This is a genomic window from Arthrobacter burdickii (assembly GCF_030433645.1).
GTDB classification, from domain to species: domain Bacteria; phylum Actinomycetota; class Actinomycetes; order Actinomycetales; family Micrococcaceae; genus Arthrobacter_D; species Arthrobacter_D burdickii.
Genome location: NZ_JAROCG010000001.1, coordinates 2,775,338 through 2,796,180 on the forward strand (window position 1 = coordinate 2,775,338; position 20,843 = coordinate 2,796,180).

Consider the following 20,843-nt stretch of genomic DNA (forward strand, 5'->3'; position numbering starts at 1 on the left):
TTTGTAGGCATGAATCCCCTTCCAGTCCTCGTCGGCAAGGCCGTGCGCATCGCCTCCCGCCTGCGTGGCGGCGGCTCCGCGTTCCCCGGTCTGGTGGTCGAGCGCCTCGACCCCGGCTTCATGGGACGCGCGCTCTCGAACCTCCCCTACGGCGTCGTCGTCGTGAGCGGGACGAACGGCAAGACGACGACCACCAAGATGGTCGTGGAACTGCTCGAGGGCCAGGGCCTGAGCGTCTTCACGAACCGGACCGGCAGCAACTTCACGCGCGGCGTCGCCGCTGCCCTGCTCGGTGAGGTCGACTGGCGCGGGCGCCTGAAGGCCGACGTCGCCGTGCTCGAACTCGACGAGGCGCACGCCGTGCACTTCGTGAAGCTCGTGCCCCCGCGGTACTCGCTCCTCCTGAACGTCCTGCGCGACCAGCTCGACCGCTTCGGCGAGATCGACGCCACGACCCGCCTGCTCGAGCGCATCGCACTGGCCACCACGGGAACGGTGGTCCTCAACCGCGAGGATCCGCGTGTCGCCGGCCTGGCGTCGTCCATTCAGGCTGCTGGCGTCGTCTACTTCGGCCTCGACGCGTCCCTCCGCAGCACCTTCCCGAACGACGACGAACTGCGCGGCGCCGCGGGCACCGCTCCCGCCTCAGCGTTGCCGGCCGACGTCGTCCTCCGATCGGTCGACGGCAACTCGGCGGAGTTCGAGGTGGAGGGCACGACCACGCGCACCGATCTCCGCCTGCGCGGCGTCTACAACATCTTCAACGCGGCGGCGGCGCTGGCAGCGGCCCGCGCCGTCCTCGGCGGTACGGCGGACAACGGCAGGCTGTTCTCGTCGCTGGCCGCGGTGGAGCCCGCGTTCGGACGCGGCGAGAGCCTCGTCGTCGACGGCCAGGCCCTCGAACTGGTCCTCGTGAAGAACCCGAGCGGGTTCCGGCTGGGCCTGAAGTCCTTCGACCCTGCAGGGTGCGCGACGATGATCGCCATCAACGACAACTATGCGGACGGACGGGACATGTCCTGGCTGTGGGACGTCGACTTCGATTCCCTCGGCCTCGGCGGGGTGGACGTGGTGAGCGGTGTCCGCGCGTACGACATGGCACTGCGGCTGAAGTACGACGACGTCCGGGTGGGCGCCGTCGAACCCGACATCACCGATGCTCTCCAGCAGTTCATCCGCGGCTCCGACGGACGGCCCAAGCGCATCTTCTGCACCTACACAGCCATGCTCGCGGTGCGCCGCGAACTCTCCAAGATCACGAAGGTCGAGGTGGTCTCCTGATGAGCGACGCCCCATCCGCCGGCGCCTTGACGAAGGCACCCGCCGACCCGTCCAAGGGCTCCCTGCGCATCCTGCAGCTGTATCCGCGGGAGATGAACATCTACGGCGACTACGGCAACGTCCTGGTCCTGAAGCAGCGCCTCGCATGGCGCGGTTACGGCGCCGAGATCCTGGAGCACAACGCCGGGGACGCCTTCCCGGACGACGTCGACCTCATCGTCGGCGGCGGCGGCCAGGACAGCGGGCAGGTGGTGATCCAGGACGACCTCCAGGCCATCGCCCCGACGTTGCGCGGGCTCGCCGAGGACGGCACCCCCATGCTCCTCATCTGCGGGCTGTACCAGCTCTTCGGCAACTTCTTCCGCACCCAGGACGGCACGGTCATCCCGGGCATCGGTGTCCTGGACCTGGAGACGCGGGGTGGCACCGAGAGGCTGATCGGGAACGTCGTCGCCCGGAGCGACGAGTTCGGTGAGATCCACGGCTACGAGAACCACAGTGGCCAGACCTTCCTCGGCGACGGGCTCAGGCCCCTGGCCACCGTCCTCAAGGGCGCGGGGAACAACGCCGAGGAGCACCACGAGGGCGCCCGCTACAGGAACATCGTGGGGAGCTACCTCCACGGCTCCCTGCTGCCCAAGAACCCCGCCATCGCCGATTTCCTGCTGCGCACCGCGGCGGAACGGAAGTTCGGCGCGTTCGAGGACGACGGCGTGGACGATTCCCTCGCGGACCTGGCCCGGGAGCACGCGGCCGCGAGGCCTCGCTAGGCGCTGCGACTCTCGACGATGTCGTGCAGTGGGCGGTGCTGTTCGTCGACGGAGCCGACCTTGCGACCGGGTACGGAGCGATCGCGGCGGACCTGGCGTCGGACGAACCCGGACTCGTGACAGCACCCCTGGTCGCCGGGCTGGGAGTCCCGGGCGCCCTCGTCGAGATCAGTGCCGTCGCCGCCGTCATGCCCTGACGGCCGGCCTCGCCTCCGGACCGCCTACTGCACGCCGGCAGATAGGCTCCGGATCGCCTGCCGCACCCCTGCAGATTGCCTGCTGAACGCCCCGGGTCTCCCCGTGCACGCTTCTTTCGGACCCTCCCCGATGGGTTGCCGTGCTGTCAGCGGCCGTCCGTCGGCGCCGATTCCTGCAGCACGATGCCGTTGCCGTCCGGGTCGTCGAACTGCACGAAGCGCCCCCAGGGTGCCTCCTGCAGGGCGGAGACCGCCACACCCGCAGCCTTCAGGCGCGAGGAATCGCCGTCCAGGTCGTCGGTCTCGAGGACGAGCCCCTTCAGCGATCCTGCCGGCATCGAGGGGAACCAGGTGACCAGGGTCAGCGCCGTCTGCGATCCGGCGGGGGCGACCATCACCCAGCGCATCTCGGGCCCCATGACCGTGTCGGACAGCACCACGAATCCCAGCGACTGCACGTAGAAATCGCGCGCCCGCTCCTGGTCCGAGACGGGGACGGAACCACTTTCACCGCTGTCAGTACCATCCGGCAAGGCTTCCGGCGGAGCCGGACGCTGTCAAGGACCGAGGCCTCGCGGAGCCGACGTGGTGGCGTCGTCGGACGCGCCCAACCGCAGGAACCCGACGGAGGTAGTGCGTCAAGGGAGGACATCGTGCAAAAGTTAGTTCCCATGAGCAACCCTTTCCTCGAGCCCAGCACCCTCGACTACCAGCTGCCACCCTTCTCCGCCATCCGGGACGAGCACTACCTGCCCGCCTTCGATGCCGGCTTCGCCGAGCACCTGGCCGAGATCGACCGCATCACGGACTCCGACGAGGCTCCCACGTTCGAGAACACGCTCGTCGCGCTCGAACGTGCCGGCAGGACCCTCGACCGGGTGTCGCGGGTGTTCTTCAGCAACTCCTCCAGCCATGCGACCGAGGCGATCCAGGAACTCGAGCAGCAGGTCGCTCCGCGCATCGCCGAGCACGAGGACAACATCAAGCTCAACCGCGCTCTGTTCGAGCGCCTCCGGAAGGTACCGATCGACGGGCTCGACGAGGAGTCCGCGCGCCTGGTCGAGGAGTACGTCCGCAGCTTCGTGCGCGCAGGAGCCGAGCTCGACGACGACGCCCAGGCCACGCTCCGCGGACTCAATTCCCAGCTGTCGGCGCTCAGCACCGAGTTCTCGCAGAAACTGCTGAAGGACACGAACGATTCCGCGCTTCTGCTCCACTCCGCGGGGGAGCTCGACGGCCTCTCCGCCGATGCCATCTCCGCCGCCGCCTCGGCGGCCATCGAGGCAGGCCACGAGGGCAAGTACCTCCTGACACTCATCCTGCCGACTGCGCAGCCGGCCCTGGAGTCGCTGACCAACCGCGAGGTCCGGCGCCGGCTCCACGAGGCGTCCGTCGATCGCGGCGCGCGCGGCAACGACGCCGACACCCTCGCGATCGCCACCCGCATGGCCACCCTCCGCGCGGAGCGCGCCGCCCTCCTCGGCTTCGACACGCACGCCGCGGCCGCCACGGACAACCAGACGGCGCCGTCGCTGGAGGCGATCCTGGACCGGATGCGGGAGCTCGCTGCTCCGGCAGTCCGCAATGCACGGGCCGAGGCCGCCGAGCTGGAGGCCGAGGCGGGCCACCCGATCGAGCCCTGGGACTGGGCCTACTACGCGGGGAAGGTCCGGAAGGCGAGGTTCGACGTCGACCTGGACGCACTCCGTCCCTACTTCGAGCTCGAACGCGTGATTAATGACGGCGTGTTCTACGCCGCCAACCGGCTCTACGGGCTGACGTTCACCGAGCGCCCGGACCTCGTGGGGTACCACCCCGACGTGCGCGTGTGGGAGGTCTTCAACGAGGACGGCTCGGGACTCGGCCTGTTCCTCGGCGACTACTACACCCGCGACACGAAGAGCGGCGGAGCTTGGATGAACTCCTTCGTGGACCAGTCGCGCCTCGACGGGACGCGCGCCGTCGTCATCAACAACCTCAACATCTCGAGGCCCGGGGCCGGCGAGCCGACGTTGCTCTCGTACGACCAGGTGGTGACCGCGTTCCACGAGTTCGGACACGCCCTGCACGGGCTCTTCTCCGATGTCACGTATCCACTGTTCGCGGGTACGTCCGTCCCGCGGGACTTCGTGGAGTACCCGTCGCAGGTCAATGAGATGTGGATCCTTTGGCCTGACATCGTCGCCAACTACGCGCGGCACCATGAGACCGGCGAGGCGCTCCCCCAGGACGTGATCGACCGCATCCATGCAGCAGGGGCCTGGGGCGAGGGCTTCGAGACCACCGCCTACCTCGGGGCGACGCTGCTGGACCTGGCCTGGCACTCGATCCCCGCCGGCACGGTCGTCGAGGACCCCCTCGCCTTCGAGGCCGCGGCGCTCGCCGACGCCGGGGTCGACTTCGCCCCTGTCCCTCCGAGGTACCGCACGTCCTACTTCAAGCACATCTTCGCCGGCGGGTACGCGGCCTCCTACTACGCCTACATCTGGAGCGAGATGCTCGACGCGGACACCGTCGAATGGTTCAAGTCCTCCGGCGGCCTGACACGCGGGAACGGCGACCACTTCCGTCGGGAACTGCTCTCGAGGGGCAACAGCATCGACCCGCTGGAGGCATTCCGCACCTTCCGCGGGCGGGACGCGGACCTGCATCCCCTGCTCGTCCGCCGCGGCCTGGCGTGAGCGGCGTCGCGGGCGGCGCACCCGCATGGTGACCATCGCCCAGAGCCAGCGGCTGCACACGGCCTGGTTCACCGCGCTCGCCTCGGCGACGGGCGGGAAGACCTTCTCGACGCACGGCACCACGTGGGTGTGGCTGCCCGCTCGACGCGAACTGATGATGATGTTCCCCGACGAGGTCAGTGCGCAGGCCGTGAAGCCCGCGTTGGCCGAGGGCATGCGGCTGCGCGCCTCCACCGTCCGGGTCTGGCTGAACGGCGCGGTCGACGCCGCCGAGCTCGGCCCCCTGGGGTTCAGCCCGAGCTGGCAGCCGTGGTGGATGGCGGCCCCCGTCGCGGCCGTGGTGCGGTCCGCCGACGACGCCGCCGTCCTCACCACCGAGGTGCCCGACTACTCGGGACCACTGGAGCAGGAACTGCGCGTCGCCCGCTCCCAGCCGACGCAGGCATGGCACGCGCTGACGCGGGACGAGCGGGGAGGCGCCGTCACGGGCGCCGCGTACTCCTTCTACCCGCACGGGGTGGCCGGCCTCAGGAAGCTCGGTGGGATCCACCACCTCGAAGTCCTCCCCGACCACCAGCGGCGTGGACTGGGCACGGCACTGCTGAGCGCGACGGCGCGTGCGGCGGGCGACGCCGGGGCCGTCGACCTCTGCGTCCATGCCACGCCCGAGGGGTACCCGTTCTTCTCCCGCCGCGGGTTTACGCTGCTGGGGCGCGGCAGGACCTACTCCCTGCAGCTCTGACCGGGCCGCCGTCGGGGACGGTGCGACCGGGGCAGGATCGGGTCGCTTGACCCTGCCCCTGGGGCCGGGCCGAAGGTCGGAACGTGGCACCACCGCCACGCAGGCATCCAAGGAGGCAGCAGTGCCGCTGATGAGCAGTGGGACCTTCAGTCGCAGGACGCGCCTGAGCAGTAAGGCCCTGCGCCTGTATGCCGAGAGCGGGTTGCTCCCGCCCGCGCACGTCGATGCGCGGAACGGCTACAGGTACTACGCCGACGAACAGGTTGCCGATGCGCGCCTGATCATCCTGCTCCGCGGACTCGACATGCCCCTCGACACGGTTGCCCGCGTCCTGGTGGCCGACGACGGCGAACGCGCGGACCTCGTCGCCGCGTACTGGGCCGGCGTCGAAGCGACCGTGCTCGCCCAGCGGCACCTGGTCTCCTACGTGATGTCGCAACTCGCCGAGGGGAAGGATCAGCTCATGAATGTGACGACGCGGGCCTGCGATGCCAGGACCTATGTGACGGAGAGGCGACGGGTGAGTCCGGAGGAGATCCCGGATTTCATCCAGTCGTCGTGTGCCCGCCTCGCGCCGGTGGCCGAGCGGCTCGGCGGGTGGGCAGGACCGCTGACGACCATCTACCGAAGCCCGGTCAACGACGAGACGGACGGCGTCGTGGAGAACGGCATCCCGGTCCGGGACGGCGTCACGCCGGACGACGTCGACGGAGCCGCCGAACTCCTCGTCGAGCCCGTTGGTGAGGAGGCCTTCACCCGCATCACCCAGGCGCAGGTGCGGTATCCGCAGATCCTGCAGGCCTACGACGCGGTGTACGCGTGGCTGGCGCGCGAGGGGCTGACGCCATCGCTTCCACCGCGGGAGATCTACTTCGCCCCGTTCGACGCAGCGCACCCCGAGGCGGAGGTGTGCGACGTCGCCGTTCCCTTCACGAGGTAGCACCCGCGACCGGGAATAAGGAAGGACCGCGGCCTGGTGGCTGCGGTCCTTCCTTTCGCTCGCGTGGCTGTTACCAGCCGCGCTCTGCGAGGCGGTGCGGCTGCGGGATCTCGTCGACGTTGATGCCGACCATGGCCTCGCCCAGGCCGCGGGAGACCTTGGCGATCATGTCGGGGTCGTCGTGGAACGTGGTCGCCTGGACGATCGCATGGGCGCGCTCGGCCGGGTTGCCGGACTTGAAGATGCCTGAACCGACGAACACGCCGTCCGCGCCGAGCTGCATCATCATGGCCGCGTCCGCGGGGGTCGCGATGCCGCCGGCGGTGAACAGGACCACGGGAAGGCGGCCCGCGGAGGCGACCTCCTTGACGAGCTCGTAGGGTGCCTGCAGTTCCTTCGCCGCCACGTACAGCTCGTCCTCGGCCATGGAGGACAGGCGGTTGAGCTCGGAGCGGATCTTGCGCATGTGCATGGTGGCGTTCGAGACGTCCCCGGTGCCGGCCTCGCCCTTGGAGCGGATCATCGCGGCGCCCTCGTTGATCCGGCGCAGCGCCTCCCCCAGGTTGGTCGCACCGCAGACGAAGGGAACCGTGAACTTCCACTTGTCGATGTGGTTGGTGAAGTCCGCGGGCGTGAGGACCTCGGACTCGTCGATGTAGTCGACGCCGAGGGACTGCAGGACCTGCGCCTCCACGAAGTGACCGATACGGGCCTTGGCCATGACCGGGATGGAAACGGCCTCGATGATGCTGTCGATCATGTCGGGATCGCTCATGCGGGATACGCCGCCCTGGGCGCGGATGTCCGCGGGAACCCGCTCGAGTGCCATGACGGCTACCGCACCGGCGTCCTCGGCGATGCGGGCCTGCTCGGCGGTGACGACATCCATGATGACGCCGCCCTTGAGCATCTCGGCCATTCCACGCTTGACCCGGTTGCCACCGGTCTGCGCTGTGGTTGCCGAATTGTCTTCAACGGTGGACACGACTTGCCCCTAAAGGTAGAAAAAAGCTGACCCTTCATGATACGACGCTGGAGCGGGCGCTCCGGCGTCGCCGTCGTCGTCCTGCCCGGGGCACGTGCACCTCGAAGGCACGGTGTTTCCCGGTCCTTATGCACACCGGTTCTCCTCGATCACGCTGTTCGCGCTGCCACACCCTGTTCGGCGAGGAACTCTGCCCAGCTGCGCACACCGCGCTGCGCCCCCGGGCCGGCGAGATTCTCGCCAGCCCGGTAGGCGTGGCCGATCGCTCCGGGTATGCGGATGGGCAGGTTCGGGTGACGGTGGCCGAAGAAGTCCGAGTAGACGGTGAGCAGTTGGACGACGCCGAGCACTTCCGGTCCGACGATATCGGCCACACGGCCGGCTGGTTCCGCGAGGGCGAGTTCGGCAAGGCGGGCGGCGACTTCGTCGGACGAGAAACCGACCGGAGGGCCCGATGGTCTGGCTGCAGCCTTACGGACGGGGAAAGTCCTTCGGATCTCGTACACCGATCGTGATGGCGGCGCGACCGAGCGGGACGTCGAACCGATGGGTTTCGTCGGCAAGGGTGACAACTGGTATCTAATCGCTTGGTCCCGGCTTCGCGACGGTCTTCGCGCATTTCCGGGGCGACCGGATCGCGCGGGCTGAGCCTTTGATCGAGCGGGCACCCCGTCGATCGCTGCGAACGGAGGATCTCGGCATTAGCGAGGGACGGCTGCGAACGGTCGGGCTGGGCGAGAATACGCCCTAAACACCGACGCAACGTTGTCGGTCGGGCCACCCAAGATAATGACGTAGGGCCGGATGGCGCGACTGGAAGGAAGATCATGGATCTTGCATCAATTCGCATCATCACGCACGACGTCGACCGCCTCACCCGCTTCTACGAGGAGGTAACAGGTATCACTGCTATACGGCCCGTTCCAGTATTCGCCGAACTGCGAACGGCCTCGGGCATCTTGGCGATAGCAAGCACCGCGACCGTCGCCGCGCTCGGCAACAACGCGCCACAGACTGCCAGCAACAACTCGATCATCATCGAGTTTCTCGTCAGAGACGTCGACGTTGAATTCGATCGCCTCCACCACGTGCTCGACAACGTCGCGCTCCGCCCCACGACCATGCCATGGGGCAACAGATCTACCCTCTTCCGCGATCCCGACGGCAACCTCGTCAACCTCTTCTCACGTCCGGCCCCGTGATAGCACAAGTCCTTCTGAACGCCCGCGAAGGGACCCCACTGACGGATCCCCCTGCGGACGGTCTGTCTAGTGCTATCGGGGCAGCCACATGTGTGGAATATGGGACAGTGATGTATGCCTCCTCGTCTGCGGTTCCTGCCAGGGATGGTCGCACTGGTGCTGTCTTTTCTCAGCGGGTACCTATGGACGCAGGAAGACCGCTTACTTCCCTTCGCCGCAGCGCACATATGCTCCGCTTCGCTGTGCGTAGGTGCCCCTACAGCCTTCTTACTGGTCGGGAAAGCACTGGGATGCCGTCACAATCTCCTCAAGCTCGGAGCCGTCCTCCTCGCGATAGCTGCCATCCCGATGCTCACCGCTAATGGCATTTACCTCTTCTCACTCCGCACAGCTGAGAATGCGGCCGCAGACATTGGCGGGATCGGCATCGCATTGCTGGGCTGGTCAGTACTACTGGTCACCTCGGCAGCCTGCACCATCGGTCTCCCGCTCGCGAGACCTACAAACCCCGAACATCTCACAAAGACCGACCTACGCACGCAACTCTGAGGGCTTGCTGGACATCAGCAAACCCACGACTGCCGACTCGACACGAGAAGGCAGCGCTTAGGGCTTCACCCCCACCGTCGCTGCACGAAGGCCGTTCGTCTTACGGGCGTATCGGACGCTGGCCCATGACAACCGTTGCGCGTTCCCAGTCACCGACGTAGCGTCTGCCAGATGAACGGTGACGGAGAACCACTGGCTGAGCCGGACGGCCGATCGAGGGGCGGGGGTAAAGCATTCCTGCCTATCGGGATCGTGTTCCTCGTCGTTGCGATTGGCATGATATTTACGGGCACGACGTCCTGGATCGCGTTCTTCACTATTGGCATCACGTTCCTCATCCTCGGGACACAAAAGACCTCAAGCAAGGATGAGACCACACCCTCCCAGACCCCGCAGAAATGATGCCGGCCGGTGGTTCTCGAGTTGTAGCTGGCGGCCGGCGGTAACTACTTATCCTCAGGGGGTCTTTCTGTGAGCGGTAGCAGCAGCACTGGGTGGACCTCGACTGGTGCGCCTCCGCGCTTCGCGGATCCGCGGCGAGTGGGAACTCTCATCGGGCTGTTCGGCGCGTGCGTCTTCGTGTTCTCCTACACTCCAGGAATCGCAGAGCTCCTTGTGGTCGTCTCTCGCACCCTGGTCGTTGGTGCCGTTGCCTGCACCCTCTGGTTCCTCTTCGCCTCGCCGCGCTACCTCGGCCCGTTCACTGCTCCTCGGGGGCAGCAAATCGGAATTTACCTTCTATGTGTAGCGATGGAGTTCGCGCTCATAGCTTTCGGCACGGGACGACTCACATCGATGGGCAAATTGGAGCTCCAACCCGCGCTAATCGCTCTGGTCGTCGGGCTTCACTTCATACCCTTCGCGTGGGCATTTAGGGAACGCATGTTCTACAGCCTCGGCGGAGTTCTTGCCGTCCTGGGTGGTGTGGGCCTGCTGATCGGCACTCAGACCAGTGCTCTCGGAGCAGCCGTTGGGTCAGGGCTGGTCATGTCTTTGATCTTGCTCGCCTACAGTCTCGGGATGTTTGCCCACCCCCCGGGTAGAGACGTAGCTCGACGGTAACTACCGCTCCATCAAGGGGTCAGCTCAACCATCCCTCGGTGCGCCCGAGCGTCCTGAACCACGCTCGCTGAGCCTCCGGCTTGCGGTCACGCTTCACTTCAGGTCGGTCCCAGCCGACTGCGGTGCCCGTTGCCTGAACGGTGGTTGCTGTCGCACACGGCTGCCAGGGCCCGATCAAGCCGAGCAAGGAGTGTTTCTGTCGACAGTTGAAGGGGCCCGTTCCCCGCCGCACCTTCCCGATTGGGTGAGAACGACACCCGGCCTGCAGATAAATTCGGTTCAGGCGCGAAAGGGCCTCGGCCAGCTCCGCGGGCGAGATGTCGCGCTCGATCACCTTCTCGAGGGCATGTTCCGCCAAATGCATTCGTCCGTCGACTTGGCTCTCGTACGCGTCGCTCATCGCTGCTCCCGTCCATGGGCAGCCGGGATTTGGCCGCTCTCAAGGGAACTGTGTGAGGCCGGGGGGGGTCATTAGGCCGATGACGTTGGCGTTTACTCCCCGCGCCTAGGGTGCGGTCACCTCGATGATGGCGAAGCGCTTGGACGCCTCGCGTTCGGGACCACCCGGTGCAGCACCCGAGTACGTCAGCACGGCATACGTCCCGGGAGCAAGATCCGTCCCGACCGTGATCGTGAAGCTGTAGTTCCCAGCGGCGTCGGCGATCGCCGACTGCTCGTCCATCACCATGCCGTCGGACTGGGCGATCCCGAAGTTGATGATGATCTGCTGCCCAGGCTGATAGCCACCGCCGTTGATCGTGAACGAGGCCCCCTGGGTGACGCTCGCGTTCACCATGCCGTACTCGGGTTCCGGCGTGACGATCACGCCTACGGGTACGACGGGCATTGGGTCGGCCTCCATGGTGGTGGCCGCCGTCGGAGCCTTGGGAACTACAGGCACCGCGGGGGTTTCAACTGGCGCTGCGGTTGGAGGGGCGACCGCGGGCGCGGCGGGCACCGTCGCGGGAGCCTCCGGTGCGGCCGACTCCACTGCAGGGGTGCTTGGCGGGGCAGCAGCGGAGGTCGCTACGGGTGTGGCGGACGGCTTTGGAGCACTGGGGGATGCCGAAGCAGTCTTGGCGGCAGCCGTAGGAGCCGCAGCAGGCTCGTCGTCAGGGGTGCTGGCGCAGCCTGCGAGGAGGGCCGTGATCGCAGCGAGGGCGAGGAGGGAAGGCAGCTTGGGCATGGAGATAATCCTGAGAACGAAGCAATGTGGACGGCAAGGAATCGCCCGACAAGAACCCTGTCCTGCTTCATCCCCCAAGTGGACACTACCGACAATTGGGCCCGCCGGATATAGCGTGGAGGCGCCGCGTGCAAACCGTGATCCGCGGTGCCTCCATGCCAATCACCACGCCGCATCGTGACCGAACCCGTACGTGTCGACCCGGGGTTCTCCGACCGCTGGTCTGAGACTTGAAGCATGGTGCCCTTGGGGATCAACTTACGGGCAGGACGCCGGGTGCTAGGGCGATCGAATCGGACCGCGATAGTAGGGTGCCGATCGAGTCGAGTTGGAAGGATGGCTGGTGAAGGGAGAGCCGTGATCGCTGCACTAAACAGGCTCGTCGAGTTGGTCGAGGACCATATGACTGGCGATCTGAACATCAATGCTCTGGCAACGGGACTCGGCACGACGGAATACCACCTCCGACGGATGTTCTCGTCGCTGGCTGGCATGCCGCTATCTGAGTACATCCGGCGCCGCAGAATGACACTCGCCGCGGCAGAGGTACTTGGCGGCGAAGATCTGCTGAGCATCGCGGTGCGCCATGGCTACGGGTCTGCTGAAGCCTTCGGTCGAGCGTTCCGATCCGTGCACGGCGTCGGGCCCGGCGTCGTCCGCCGAGACGGCGGCCCCCTTCGCACACAATCACAGCTCAGGTTCCGACTGACCGTAGAAGGGAACGTCACCATGGACACCCGCATCGCAGATCGATCAGCGTTCAATCTTGTTGGCCACGCCACGCGCGTGCCTCTCATCCATAAGGGCGCCAACCCCCACATTCAAGCGCACATCGCGTCCTTGCCCGCCGCAGAGCATGCCCGGCTTAAGGAGCTAAGCAACACTGAGCCGGCCGGGCTGCTCCAAGTGAGCCTCGACGTCGACCCTGACTACGTCGAGGGCAGCGAGCTCACATACGTGCACGGTGTCGCGGTCACCGACACAACCAAGACCCCCGAAGATCTTTGGACGACCGATGTTCCTGCCGGCACATGGGCCGTATTCCGCACCGAGGGCGAATACCCGGCTACATTGCAGGCAGCCTGGGCGGCCACAGCCACTGACTGGTTTCCCTCCAACCCATGGCGCCTTCGCCCCGGGCCATCAATCGTCGCGGTCCTCGATCGCGCCGACGATTTCAGCACAGCTACCTGCGAACTATGGCTCCCTGTAGAACACGCCTGGTAGAGCGACCACCCGCCTTAACGCGCCGGCGGCGGCGTGTTCGCAAAGGCGATCCGCTTACGAGCGATCGTGAGTTCAGGCAGGGTGCGGCTTCTTGTTCGGGAGTAGTAAGGAATGAGGGTCAAGAGTATGGGCGAAAACGATAGATGGTTACGGATCGCGCCAGTCAGCCGACCGACTATCGGTAGATCGAGTGCAGCCTCGTCAGTCGAGGACTGCCGATCCGCTAGCTACGAGTTCCTCGAGGAGGCGAAAGCCCGGCCGATCCACCGCTCCGTGCCGCGCGGAAAGTACGGCCACACCGATGCGGGCTTCCCGGTCGATACCGATCCAGCTGCTGAATCCCCCAGTCGCGCCGTTGTGCCACGTGATTGTGCGGCGGCGGTACGGCAGAGTGATCCAAGCGGCGCCGATCCGGACCGCCGGGGAAAAATCTGCAACGGGTTCGAGCGCGGTGACACCCGGAGCAGTTTGATCCAGGATCGACCGCAGGAGACCACCCAGGGTGCTGATGCTCGCCCGGATGCCGCCTGCGGGAGCCAGGGCCTCGCCGACCCACGGCTGGACCGGGCGGCCGAGCCGGGAGGCCCCCCGGAGGTCGACGTCTTGAAGGTCGTCTTGACGCGACGGCGCCGAATACCCAGGGCCAAAGACCTCCCGGAGGAGTCGGCCGTACCCGCGCCCGTCAGCACTCGCGGTCGCGTGCCCGAGAAGTTGAAACCCGAGATTCGAGTACCGCGGTCGCGGCGACCCTACGCGCACGTCCCGCGTCTACTCAAGGAGCTCAGCGAGGGTCTCGCCGTACGGATTTTCCCCGCGGATCGAGAAGGCCAGACTGCGACGCAGAACGGACATCCCGGGGGCCAGGCGTGGGAGACCAGATCGGTGGACGGCCAGCGACCCGAGAGGCACCGCGGCGACGGGCCCGAAACCGTCAAGAGGAAGCAAATCCCCCAGCGTCGTCATCGGTGAAACTACGCCGCGCTGCAGCGCATCGGAATACAGCATGCTGGTGAGCGCCTTCGAGACCGAGCCGATCTCGAAGGTGCACTCCGCCTCGGTCCCCGCAGTTGCAACGAAGACCCGCCGCGATCCGCCCGGGCGCAATACTGAGAAAAGGGGTACCCCGAACGAGCCTGACGTCACCGATACCGAGGCTCACTTGACTATCCGCTCCGCGCGCCCCTGTACTGGGAATGGATCTCATCCCGCCAGCGCCTTCTCGAAAAGGTCGTCTGTCTCGGTGGCCCACTGCTTCTGCCCGTCGTCGTCGACGTACTGATAGGTCGTCGTCGTTGTCTTCCCGAATGACGTGAAACCCAAGCGTTCGTAGAGCCGGCTAGCAGCTTGGTTCTCGACGCCCACGCTGAGGTAGAGCTTGTCGAATCCTGCCTGGACTGCGCGCTTTTCGGTCCAGGCACAGAGGGCGGTACCTACGCCGGCACCTCGAGCGGATTCCTGCACGAACAGATGCTTGAGCTCTGGGGTGTGGTTTGAGACCAGGTCCAGGACCACCGTCCCGACCAGCTGCTGGGTCTGCCAAGCTGCTGCGTAAACGATGGCGCCGGAGGCCTGGTGCTGAAGGAGATTGCGTGCGATGCCCGATCTTGGTGGTTCAGTCGCTTCCAGCGCGGCAAGATCGCCGTTGACGCACTGCCGGACCTCAATCTCATCAGTCACATTGTCCCCTCGCTCATGTCCTTCATCCTCGTCGTCCTTTGAGTGCTGCCCGGCCGTTATCCGGTTGAGCCGTGAATACGCCGATCTACTGGGAACCAACGCAGATACTTGGTGCTAGGAACCATAAGCACCAACATGCCGGCTTCAAGAGCGTAGAAGGAGCAATTATGTGGGGATCTGCTGCTTGGATGCATTTCGGGGCGGGGGAATCCACAGCCCGGCGAACTCGTATGGAGAGTACTTCCGAGGAGGTCGTAAGTGGAGGTGACCGACCTGACGATTGGAAGGCTGTCGATGGGCCATTACCGTCGCGATTGGACCCGCCCGAGTTGAGCGAACAACAAAGCACTCCCTTGGGAACCAGAAAGGTGCCCCGCCTACGAAAGGTCAGTGTTATGGACTCTGTCTCTCGAAGGAGCACTCCAATCGTTGAGGTAACTGAGCACTGGGTTTCCGCCCTGCCTGCCTCAGTCGCCCTCGAAGCGGTAGCGCGCGCCTTCTCCGACCTTGGGGCGAGGGTGCATCGAAGTGGTGACCGAGTAGAAGTCCGGGCCGGCTCAAACTGGCGATACCACGTGCTGGGCAACCTCCTCGCAAAGGGCAAGATCTTGCCGGTTGCGCTGGATGTGACGACAACATCCTCACCCGAAGGATCCTCTATCCACGCTTACGCTTTCGACACTTTCGGGTTCCGAGTACCGGAACAGAGCTTCTTCGGCTCAAAGGAATCGTTTGAAGACCGCCTCGAGGAACTACTTGTAACCGCAGCAGCCGCAGCCCAAGTTACTGATCGCACTAGGGGCACAACCTAGTTCTGTTCCCGTTGCGCGGTCCTCCGCGGACCCTGTGCTGTCGAGGTGCAGTGGAGGATCCCGGAGCGGGACACCTTGTTCCAAGTGGCGCGATTGCGTATGGACCCCGCCCGTAGGCTCAAGCCATGAGGTCCAAAGCTAGAAAGTGGCCGACGAAAGGCCAAGCGGTGGCAATGGGAGTTCTTGCGTTGCTGTGGATGGCTAGCAATTGGGTGTCCGTGTTGTACGAAGGTCGCTCTGCGACTGGCTTCTACTGGGCGGTACAGGGTTTGAATCTCGTTCTCTTGGCAGTGTGCGTGTGGTTGTACCGCACAGCTGCAAAGAAGCCATTGAAGCCGACGCAATGACCGAGTCACCCAGAACCGAACCACTCCACCCTGCACGTCGGCGCTTGATTATCGCGGTAGTGATTTGGGCACTGGTGATTCGGACGCTCATCCTCATCGTCACGGACATCCTCGGAGTTCCAGTCGTTTGGAGCACGGTGGTCAGCATCGCGCTCTTCCTTGCGATCTTCATCCCTCTCAGCCTCGCTGCGGTGAAAGAACTCAACGACTTTCGGAAGCGAGGACTGGAACCCCTTCCTCAGATCCCTACCTGTCGTTCACTGATCGCCCTCGGCGTCTTCACGGTCCTGTTCTGGGGTTTCTTCATCTGGTTCATCCAATGGCGCGGCGACTTCCTGTTCCCCCTCCTGCCGATCCTGTGCACCATCGCGCTGGGCGTGAACATCCGCAGGTACTACCTAGCAGGACAACCACTCGACGATGACGCCCCCACACAATCTGATTGATGCTGTCGACCACAACCTGAGGTTCACCAGACATCGGCCCAAGAAGGTCGGAGGAGAAGGGAGACTGGCATCCGAATCATCCTGTACGTCGTCGGAGGCCTGCTCGCGGCCGCCGCAATCCTCAGTCTCGTCCTCGATCGATGGGACATACTGATCGGTGTCGCACTCGGATTGGTTGCAGTCATCACCGCGGACCCTTTCGCTTGGCGCAATAGTCAATCGGACGAGCCGAGCATGTGGCCGGACCTGTCCAAAATTGATGACACCGGTCGAACAACGTACTACTACGACGATGACGACACTTGACCGGCATCAGGTACCGCGGACGATCAGTGCCTGCGACCTGACCGCACTGAGAACGAGGGCAAGAGTGGGCCCCCGACATAGAAGCAGCACCTCTACTTGGTGACACCGCCCGCTGAGGGATCCCGCTGCGGGACTATTAGCTGGTGGACAGAATTAGCTGGTGGACAGAGCGAAGGCATTCTCGTTGCGGAACCATTCTCTGACCCAGCGTTTCAGGACGAAGGCAAGGGGGACCAGGGCGAGGGATACAAGGAGCCCGAACAACATTGCTGGACCGCCGACACCCGCGACGGAACCGGCGTGCACACAAATGCTTGCGAAGATCGCCGGCATGAAGATCAGAGAAGCGGCCATGATGTTGGTCCATCGCCGTGACCGGCTGCTCGAAGCTCTGTGGGTCAGCGCGGCCGAGACGAGCTTCCATACTGACAGCAGGGCTATCTCGAGACCGATGAGCGCAACCATGAGTGCTGTGACGTAGAGGGGTTCAAGGTATGCGACGTCCGGGTATCTGCCGGCGTACGCAGCTCCAGCTCGTGGGACGACCACAAGTTGGACCACCGCGGTTGCGAGGGCAAGCAGGCCGATGAAGAAACGGGCGGGTAAAGCTTCCTGCTTGGTCATAACGCGCTCACGGCCCCCTGGGAAAGTTGATCCAGTCACCTCGAACCTAGGTGCCCCTCGTCGTCCTGGGAAGGGCTCGAGCGACGGGGCTAGCTTCCGTGCCCCGATCGAAACATCAGCGCCGCCTGCCCGAATGGACGAACCAATCCATGTTCTTCCCGACCAGTTGAGCGGCGAAGACGGGGAAGACCAAGCGGCCGCCAGGTGAGGTCGTGTCTACCGTCTCCTGCAGCGACTTGAACCCGACGCCCTTGTCCTGAAGTGCGGTGAGTTGATCGATGAGGTGGCGGATGGAACGGCCGAGCCGGTCGAGCTGCCAGACCACGAGCGTGCCCCCGGGCGTAGCTGATCCAGAAGCTTCGTCAACTCTGGTCGCTGATCGAGGGGCGATCCATTGCAAATGTAGGACGATCACAATCGAGGGTTGATTCTCATGGGTCAACCATTGGACACTGGACAAACTTAGGGGGAGTTCGGTACGCCGATCGACCTCGGGAGCAACGATGCGCAAGGACCCATTCCTTCACAGGTGGTGGCACGGCGGAGTCCGTAGGACCTCATCGCTAGGCACTCTGATGGCAGCGTTGCCTCTTGGGCTGGGTGCCCTGGTGGTGCCGGTAGCAGCGTCGGCTGCTACCGGTGATGTCGGGGCTGAGGGTGCAACTGATCAGACCACGGAAAAAACTCCATGATCTGCCCATTCAGCGACCGCCGCAGGCACCTGGTGTCTGCGGCGCTCGCTGTCTTACTGCTCACGGGTTGTTCAACCGCGAGTAACGCCACCACCGGCTTCGATGATCGGGTCCCACCGACGGCACCACCGACATCAGCACCCGAGCCCACAACTCCATCGGCCGGCTCGGCTCCCTCGGCCGGCTCGGCGGTGGCACCGCGACCAGCGGCAAGCGCGGCGGAGCCGGGCGATGCCGGAGTCGAGGGCCCCTCGCATGCGGGGACCCCGTCGCCGATCGGTACGAAACGGGCCACGAGTGCGTTGTGGTTCAACGACGGGTCCTGGTGGGGGAACCTGTGGGACACCGCCAGCTCCGATTTCCATATCTTCCGGTTCGATGCCGGTACGAGCTCGTGGGTCGATACGGGTGTGGCGACGGACCCGCGGGCCAGCACCCACCACGACGTGCTGTGGGACGGGACGACGTTGAACGTGGCCAGCTATCGGTTCGTCAACGACGGCCTGCCGGCCGAACCGGGCTTCCCGACGACGATGCGGCGCTACAGCTACAACTGGAGCACGAAGACGTACACGCTGCTCAGCGCCACCCAGATCAACGACGAGCGCGTCGAGGCGCTGACCATCGACAAGGACTCCACCGGCCGGATGTGGGCCACCTGGCAGCAGGGCAACCGGATCTACCTGAACGCCACCGGCACCGATGGCAGGTACTGGGGGACGCCGTTCGCGCATCCCGCGTCATCGAGCCCCCAAGGGTTGGGCAACGTGTCCGTGGATGACACCTCGGCGGTCATCGCCTTCGACGGGAACAAGATCGGCGTGATGTGGAGCCGGCAGGTCGGCGACGCCACCGACGGCAGGTACTGGAGCTACCACGTCGATGGCGCACCGGACACCGACTGGAGCACTCCGGTAGCGGCCGTGTTGGGGCAGAACAGCGGGGATGACCACATCAACCTGAAACGGCTGGGCTCCTCGGACGGCAGGGTGTTCGCCGCTGTCAAGACCTCCTACACGGCCCCCTCCGAGCCGCTGATCCAGCTGCTGGCACTGGATAGCGCAACCGAGACGTGGACGGCGCACACGATCGCGACCGTGGCGGAGTGTCCGAATCGGATGGTCGTCATGATCGATGAGAGCACCCGGATGCTGCGGACCTTCGCCACCTACCCCAAGCCCGGTGACACGACGGACGCCGGCGTCTGCAACAGCACCGGGGGTGCGATCTACGAGAAGTCCACGCCGCTGGACACTATCGACTTCAGCACCGCCCCGAAGATCCCCCGCATCGTCGACGCCGACCAGTACGTCCACAACGTCACCTCCACGAAACAGAACCTCAACAGCGCGGCGCAAGGCACAGCCGACAGTGGCCTGCTGATGCTCGCCGACGTGAACGCCACAAGCCGGTACTGGCACTACTACGACCCCACCGGCGGTAGCGGCGGCGGCGATCCGACGGATCCGACAGAGGCACCGACACCGGCCGCCGCCCGACCGGAGTAACGGTGACGACCGGTGCGACGGGGATGCCCTTGGAAGCAATGAACGCCTTGAACCGCACTTCGGACACGTTCACGTTGACGGCGGGATCGGCGGCGGTGCCAGCCGCTGTGACGCACAACAGCACGGACAGGGCCGCGACCCAGATCCGGATGCGCGTCGAGATGAGGCATTGTGGTCCCTAGCCCACCTGCAAAGCGCTCCCCCTCCATCGCCGTCAACTCGAGCAATACGCGCACCCGATGGAGTTTCGCCCCGGGTTGATCGGCAAGAGCAGCAGACGGTTCGAGAGGTACCCACCCGTCGGTCTCGGTAGGAAGAACCCCTGGATACGCGCAAGTTCCTCCATCAAGTCGGGCTGAAGCGCCCAGCAGGGCAGGAGGAGTCCGCGGAGCGGCCGTCAGGACCGTGATGACCGGGGCCCGACGAGAGCGAGCAGAACCGCTGGCACCAGCAACCTCACGTATTTACGCGATGCTTCCGATGTCATGCTCGGCCGTCTCCCATCGGGTCTTGGGGAATCCCTAGGACCCGACGGACGGGGAACTGATGGGGTTCAACCCCTCTAAGGTGCGATTGCCGAAGGCACCCGTACGCCTTCCCTGAGTGCTACAAGAACTAGGGCAACGAGACCAGCCTGCGAGAAAGCGCGCAACAGCTGCCCGGACCTCCAGCAGCCTTGATGACCCAAGGACCAAGGGTGAGGTTCTGGTTGGCCTCGTTGCGGCGCGATTTCGCTCACGATCGTCTGCCCGGTTAGGTTCCTGCCGGTTCCGGCACGGACGCGGCCGTATTGCCCAGTCTCGCTATCAGGGACGGGTGCACGATCATGTTGCCGGGACGGGCGTGCCTCAAAGTGTCCAGCATGATCCCCAGGGAACCGTCCTTTGGAAGGAAGCCACAGATACCCATGCGGGCTGCCTCCTGCAGCGCGCCCTGGGACGGGTTGCCGGTCAGCATGACAATCCGGGTCTTCGGTGCTTCCGACAGAATCCGCTCGGAGGCCTTGAGCCCGGAACCGTCCGCAAGATACAGATCCATGATGATGACGTCGGGTCGGAGGTTCCGGAACATCGGTACCGCGCACTCAACGGTTCGTGCGGTTCCCACACTCTTCAGGTCCGGTTCCCGGTCAATTGCTCCCGCCAGCAACTCGGAAAATGTGCGGTGGTCATCGACGATCAGGATGCGGAGGCATTCGCTTTCCGGCTTGGTCTCAGGCCACGTCGTGGGATCGCTGTCTGTGACTGCCTGGCTGCAAGCATGTTCCTCCGCTGGGCCACGCTCACTGGTGCCCCTCTGGAACCTAGCGTGCGCAGTGATCGACGCTCGAAGCGGCGATGTCTGTATCGGCCCTTGCGGAGGGCCACCTGAATCGAACGCGTCCCCTACCGGCTTTGAACCGATCGCCATGCCGTCGCCCCAGTAACCAAGCTCTACCCCCATGCTGCCCGAAGTACGGGTACGCGCGTGAACATAAAGCTGAAGAGCCGGTTCCTTCATCGCATCGTCCTTTCGATCACGACCACGAATGGCCAGTACTCATAGTCCGGGCAGAAGGTACCAGCACCTACAAACGGGCACCAGTACCTCGGGCACACCTCCACCGGTG

General features: G+C 65.1%; 21 protein-coding genes and 2 pseudogenes. 13 read left to right on the top strand and 10 right to left on the bottom strand.

Features of this window, described 5'->3' with window-relative positions:
* The first annotated feature begins 9 nt into the window (after window positions 1-9).
* The 3 genes and pseudogenes from P5G52_RS13005 to P5G52_RS13015 all read left to right on the top strand — a co-directional run.
* Entirely contained in the window at window positions 10-1,281 is a 1,272-nt protein-coding gene (locus tag P5G52_RS13005; RefSeq protein WP_301227989.1) for a Mur ligase family protein, read from the top strand.
* Window positions 1,281-2,051 (top strand): type 1 glutamine amidotransferase, encoded by a 771-nt coding sequence (locus P5G52_RS13010; RefSeq protein WP_301227991.1) that lies wholly within the window; start codon window positions 1,281-1,283, stop codon window positions 2,049-2,051. Before P5G52_RS13005 ends, P5G52_RS13010 begins: the two co-directional genes overlap by 1 nt.
* Before the next feature lie 5 nt (window positions 2,052-2,056).
* A pseudogene (locus P5G52_RS13015) lies at window positions 2,057-2,248 on the top strand (RidA family protein); the annotation flags it as partial.
* A 146-nt stretch (window positions 2,249-2,394) separates the two neighbouring features.
* Here the strand turns inward: P5G52_RS13015 and P5G52_RS13020 are convergent.
* On the bottom strand, window positions 2,395-2,781 hold the full coding sequence (locus tag P5G52_RS13020) for a VOC family protein (protein ID WP_301227993.1): 387 nt from the start codon (window positions 2,779-2,781) through the stop codon (window positions 2,395-2,397).
* A 138-nt stretch (window positions 2,782-2,919) separates the two neighbouring features.
* Here P5G52_RS13020 and P5G52_RS13025 point away from each other — a divergent pair, with 138 nt between their 5' ends.
* From P5G52_RS13025 to P5G52_RS13035, 3 genes are all read left to right on the top strand, one after another.
* Window positions 2,920-4,929 carry a M3 family metallopeptidase gene (locus tag P5G52_RS13025; RefSeq protein WP_301227995.1) on the top strand — a complete coding sequence of 670 codons (2,010 nt, stop codon included), beginning with the start codon at window positions 2,920-2,922 and terminating at the stop codon, window positions 4,927-4,929.
* Between the two features lie 25 nt (window positions 4,930-4,954).
* A complete protein-coding gene (locus P5G52_RS13030) occupies window positions 4,955-5,671 on the top strand; it encodes a GNAT family N-acetyltransferase (RefSeq protein ID WP_301227997.1) in 717 nt (238 codons plus the stop codon).
* 130 nt (window positions 5,672-5,801) lie between these two features.
* The gene (locus tag P5G52_RS13035) at window positions 5,802-6,611 is read left to right on the top strand and encodes a MerR family transcriptional regulator (RefSeq protein ID WP_301228812.1); all 810 of its coding nucleotides are present in this window, start codon (window positions 5,802-5,804) and stop codon (window positions 6,609-6,611) included.
* Between the two features lie 70 nt (window positions 6,612-6,681).
* Here the strand turns inward: P5G52_RS13035 and pdxS are convergent, their stop codons facing one another.
* Window positions 6,682-7,596, bottom strand: a complete 915-nt coding sequence (pdxS, locus tag P5G52_RS13040; protein ID WP_087073377.1) for a pyridoxal 5'-phosphate synthase lyase subunit PdxS — start codon at window positions 7,594-7,596, stop codon at window positions 6,682-6,684.
* Between the two features lie 149 nt (window positions 7,597-7,745).
* Window positions 7,746-8,159, bottom strand: coding sequence for a hypothetical protein (locus P5G52_RS13045; RefSeq protein ID WP_301228000.1), 414 nt, complete (start codon window positions 8,157-8,159; stop codon window positions 7,746-7,748).
* Here P5G52_RS13045 and P5G52_RS18320 point away from each other — a divergent pair.
* From P5G52_RS18320 to P5G52_RS13060, 4 genes are all read left to right on the top strand, one after another.
* Window positions 8,092-8,244: a WYL domain-containing protein gene (locus tag P5G52_RS18320; RefSeq protein ID WP_363321909.1), complete on the top strand. Its 153-nt coding sequence runs from the start codon at window positions 8,092-8,094 to the stop codon at window positions 8,242-8,244. The two genes, P5G52_RS13045 and P5G52_RS18320, sit on opposite strands and share 68 nt — an antisense overlap.
* Window positions 8,245-8,423: 179 nt before the next feature.
* Window positions 8,424-8,798, top strand: a complete 375-nt coding sequence (locus tag P5G52_RS13050) for a VOC family protein (protein WP_301228002.1) — start codon at window positions 8,424-8,426, stop codon at window positions 8,796-8,798.
* Window positions 8,799-9,518: 720 nt separating this feature from the next.
* The gene (locus P5G52_RS13055; RefSeq protein ID WP_301228004.1) at window positions 9,519-9,749 is read left to right on the top strand and encodes a hypothetical protein; all 231 of its coding nucleotides are present in this window, start codon (window positions 9,519-9,521) and stop codon (window positions 9,747-9,749) included.
* 138 nt (window positions 9,750-9,887) lie between these two features.
* On the top strand, window positions 9,888-10,409 hold the full coding sequence (locus tag P5G52_RS13060) for a DUF7010 family protein (RefSeq protein ID WP_301228006.1): 522 nt from the start codon (window positions 9,888-9,890) through the stop codon (window positions 10,407-10,409).
* A 19-nt stretch (window positions 10,410-10,428) separates the two neighbouring features.
* Here P5G52_RS13060 and P5G52_RS13065 read toward each other — a convergent pair whose 3' ends face one another.
* Window positions 10,429-10,809 (bottom strand): hypothetical protein, encoded by a 381-nt coding sequence (locus P5G52_RS13065; protein WP_301228008.1) that lies wholly within the window; start codon window positions 10,807-10,809, stop codon window positions 10,429-10,431.
* Window positions 10,810-10,914: 105 nt separating this feature from the next.
* Window positions 10,915-11,595 (bottom strand): hypothetical protein, encoded by a 681-nt coding sequence (locus tag P5G52_RS13070; RefSeq protein WP_301228010.1) that lies wholly within the window; start codon window positions 11,593-11,595, stop codon window positions 10,915-10,917.
* 357 nt (window positions 11,596-11,952) lie between these two features.
* Here P5G52_RS13070 and P5G52_RS13075 point away from each other — a divergent pair, with 357 nt between their 5' ends.
* A complete protein-coding gene (locus P5G52_RS13075) occupies window positions 11,953-12,822 on the top strand; it encodes an AraC family transcriptional regulator (RefSeq protein ID WP_301228012.1) in 870 nt (289 codons plus the stop codon).
* Between the two features lie 201 nt (window positions 12,823-13,023).
* On the opposite strand, the pseudogene P5G52_RS13080 reads toward P5G52_RS13075, so the two are convergent.
* Together P5G52_RS13080 and P5G52_RS13085 are read right to left on the bottom strand one after the other, a co-directional pair.
* Window positions 13,024-13,965: pseudogene (locus P5G52_RS13080) on the bottom strand (serine hydrolase domain-containing protein).
* 57 nt (window positions 13,966-14,022) lie between these two features.
* On the bottom strand, window positions 14,023-14,499 hold the full coding sequence (locus tag P5G52_RS13085) for a GNAT family N-acetyltransferase (RefSeq protein ID WP_301228014.1): 477 nt from the start codon (window positions 14,497-14,499) through the stop codon (window positions 14,023-14,025).
* Window positions 14,500-15,654: 1,155 nt separating this feature from the next.
* Here P5G52_RS13085 and P5G52_RS13090 point away from each other — a divergent pair.
* Complete coding sequence (locus P5G52_RS13090) at window positions 15,655-16,104, top strand: hypothetical protein (protein WP_301228016.1); 450 nt, start codon at window positions 15,655-15,657, stop codon at window positions 16,102-16,104.
* A 459-nt stretch (window positions 16,105-16,563) separates the two neighbouring features.
* Here P5G52_RS13090 and P5G52_RS13095 read toward each other — a convergent pair whose 3' ends face one another.
* Window positions 16,564-17,034, bottom strand: coding sequence for a hypothetical protein (locus tag P5G52_RS13095; protein ID WP_301228018.1), 471 nt, complete (start codon window positions 17,032-17,034; stop codon window positions 16,564-16,566).
* A 115-nt stretch (window positions 17,035-17,149) separates the two neighbouring features.
* Entirely contained in the window at window positions 17,150-17,545 is a 396-nt protein-coding gene (locus P5G52_RS13100) for a recombinase family protein (RefSeq protein WP_301228020.1), read from the bottom strand.
* A 372-nt stretch (window positions 17,546-17,917) separates the two neighbouring features.
* On the opposite strand from P5G52_RS13100, the gene P5G52_RS13105 reads away from it, so the two are divergent.
* On the top strand, window positions 17,918-19,234 hold the full coding sequence (locus tag P5G52_RS13105) for a hypothetical protein (protein WP_301228022.1): 1,317 nt from the start codon (window positions 17,918-17,920) through the stop codon (window positions 19,232-19,234).
* Between the two features lie 753 nt (window positions 19,235-19,987).
* Here P5G52_RS13105 and P5G52_RS13110 read toward each other — a convergent pair.
* A complete protein-coding gene (locus tag P5G52_RS13110; protein WP_301228024.1) occupies window positions 19,988-20,734 on the bottom strand; it encodes a response regulator in 747 nt (248 codons plus the stop codon).
* Window positions 20,735-20,843 lie beyond the last annotated feature (109 nt).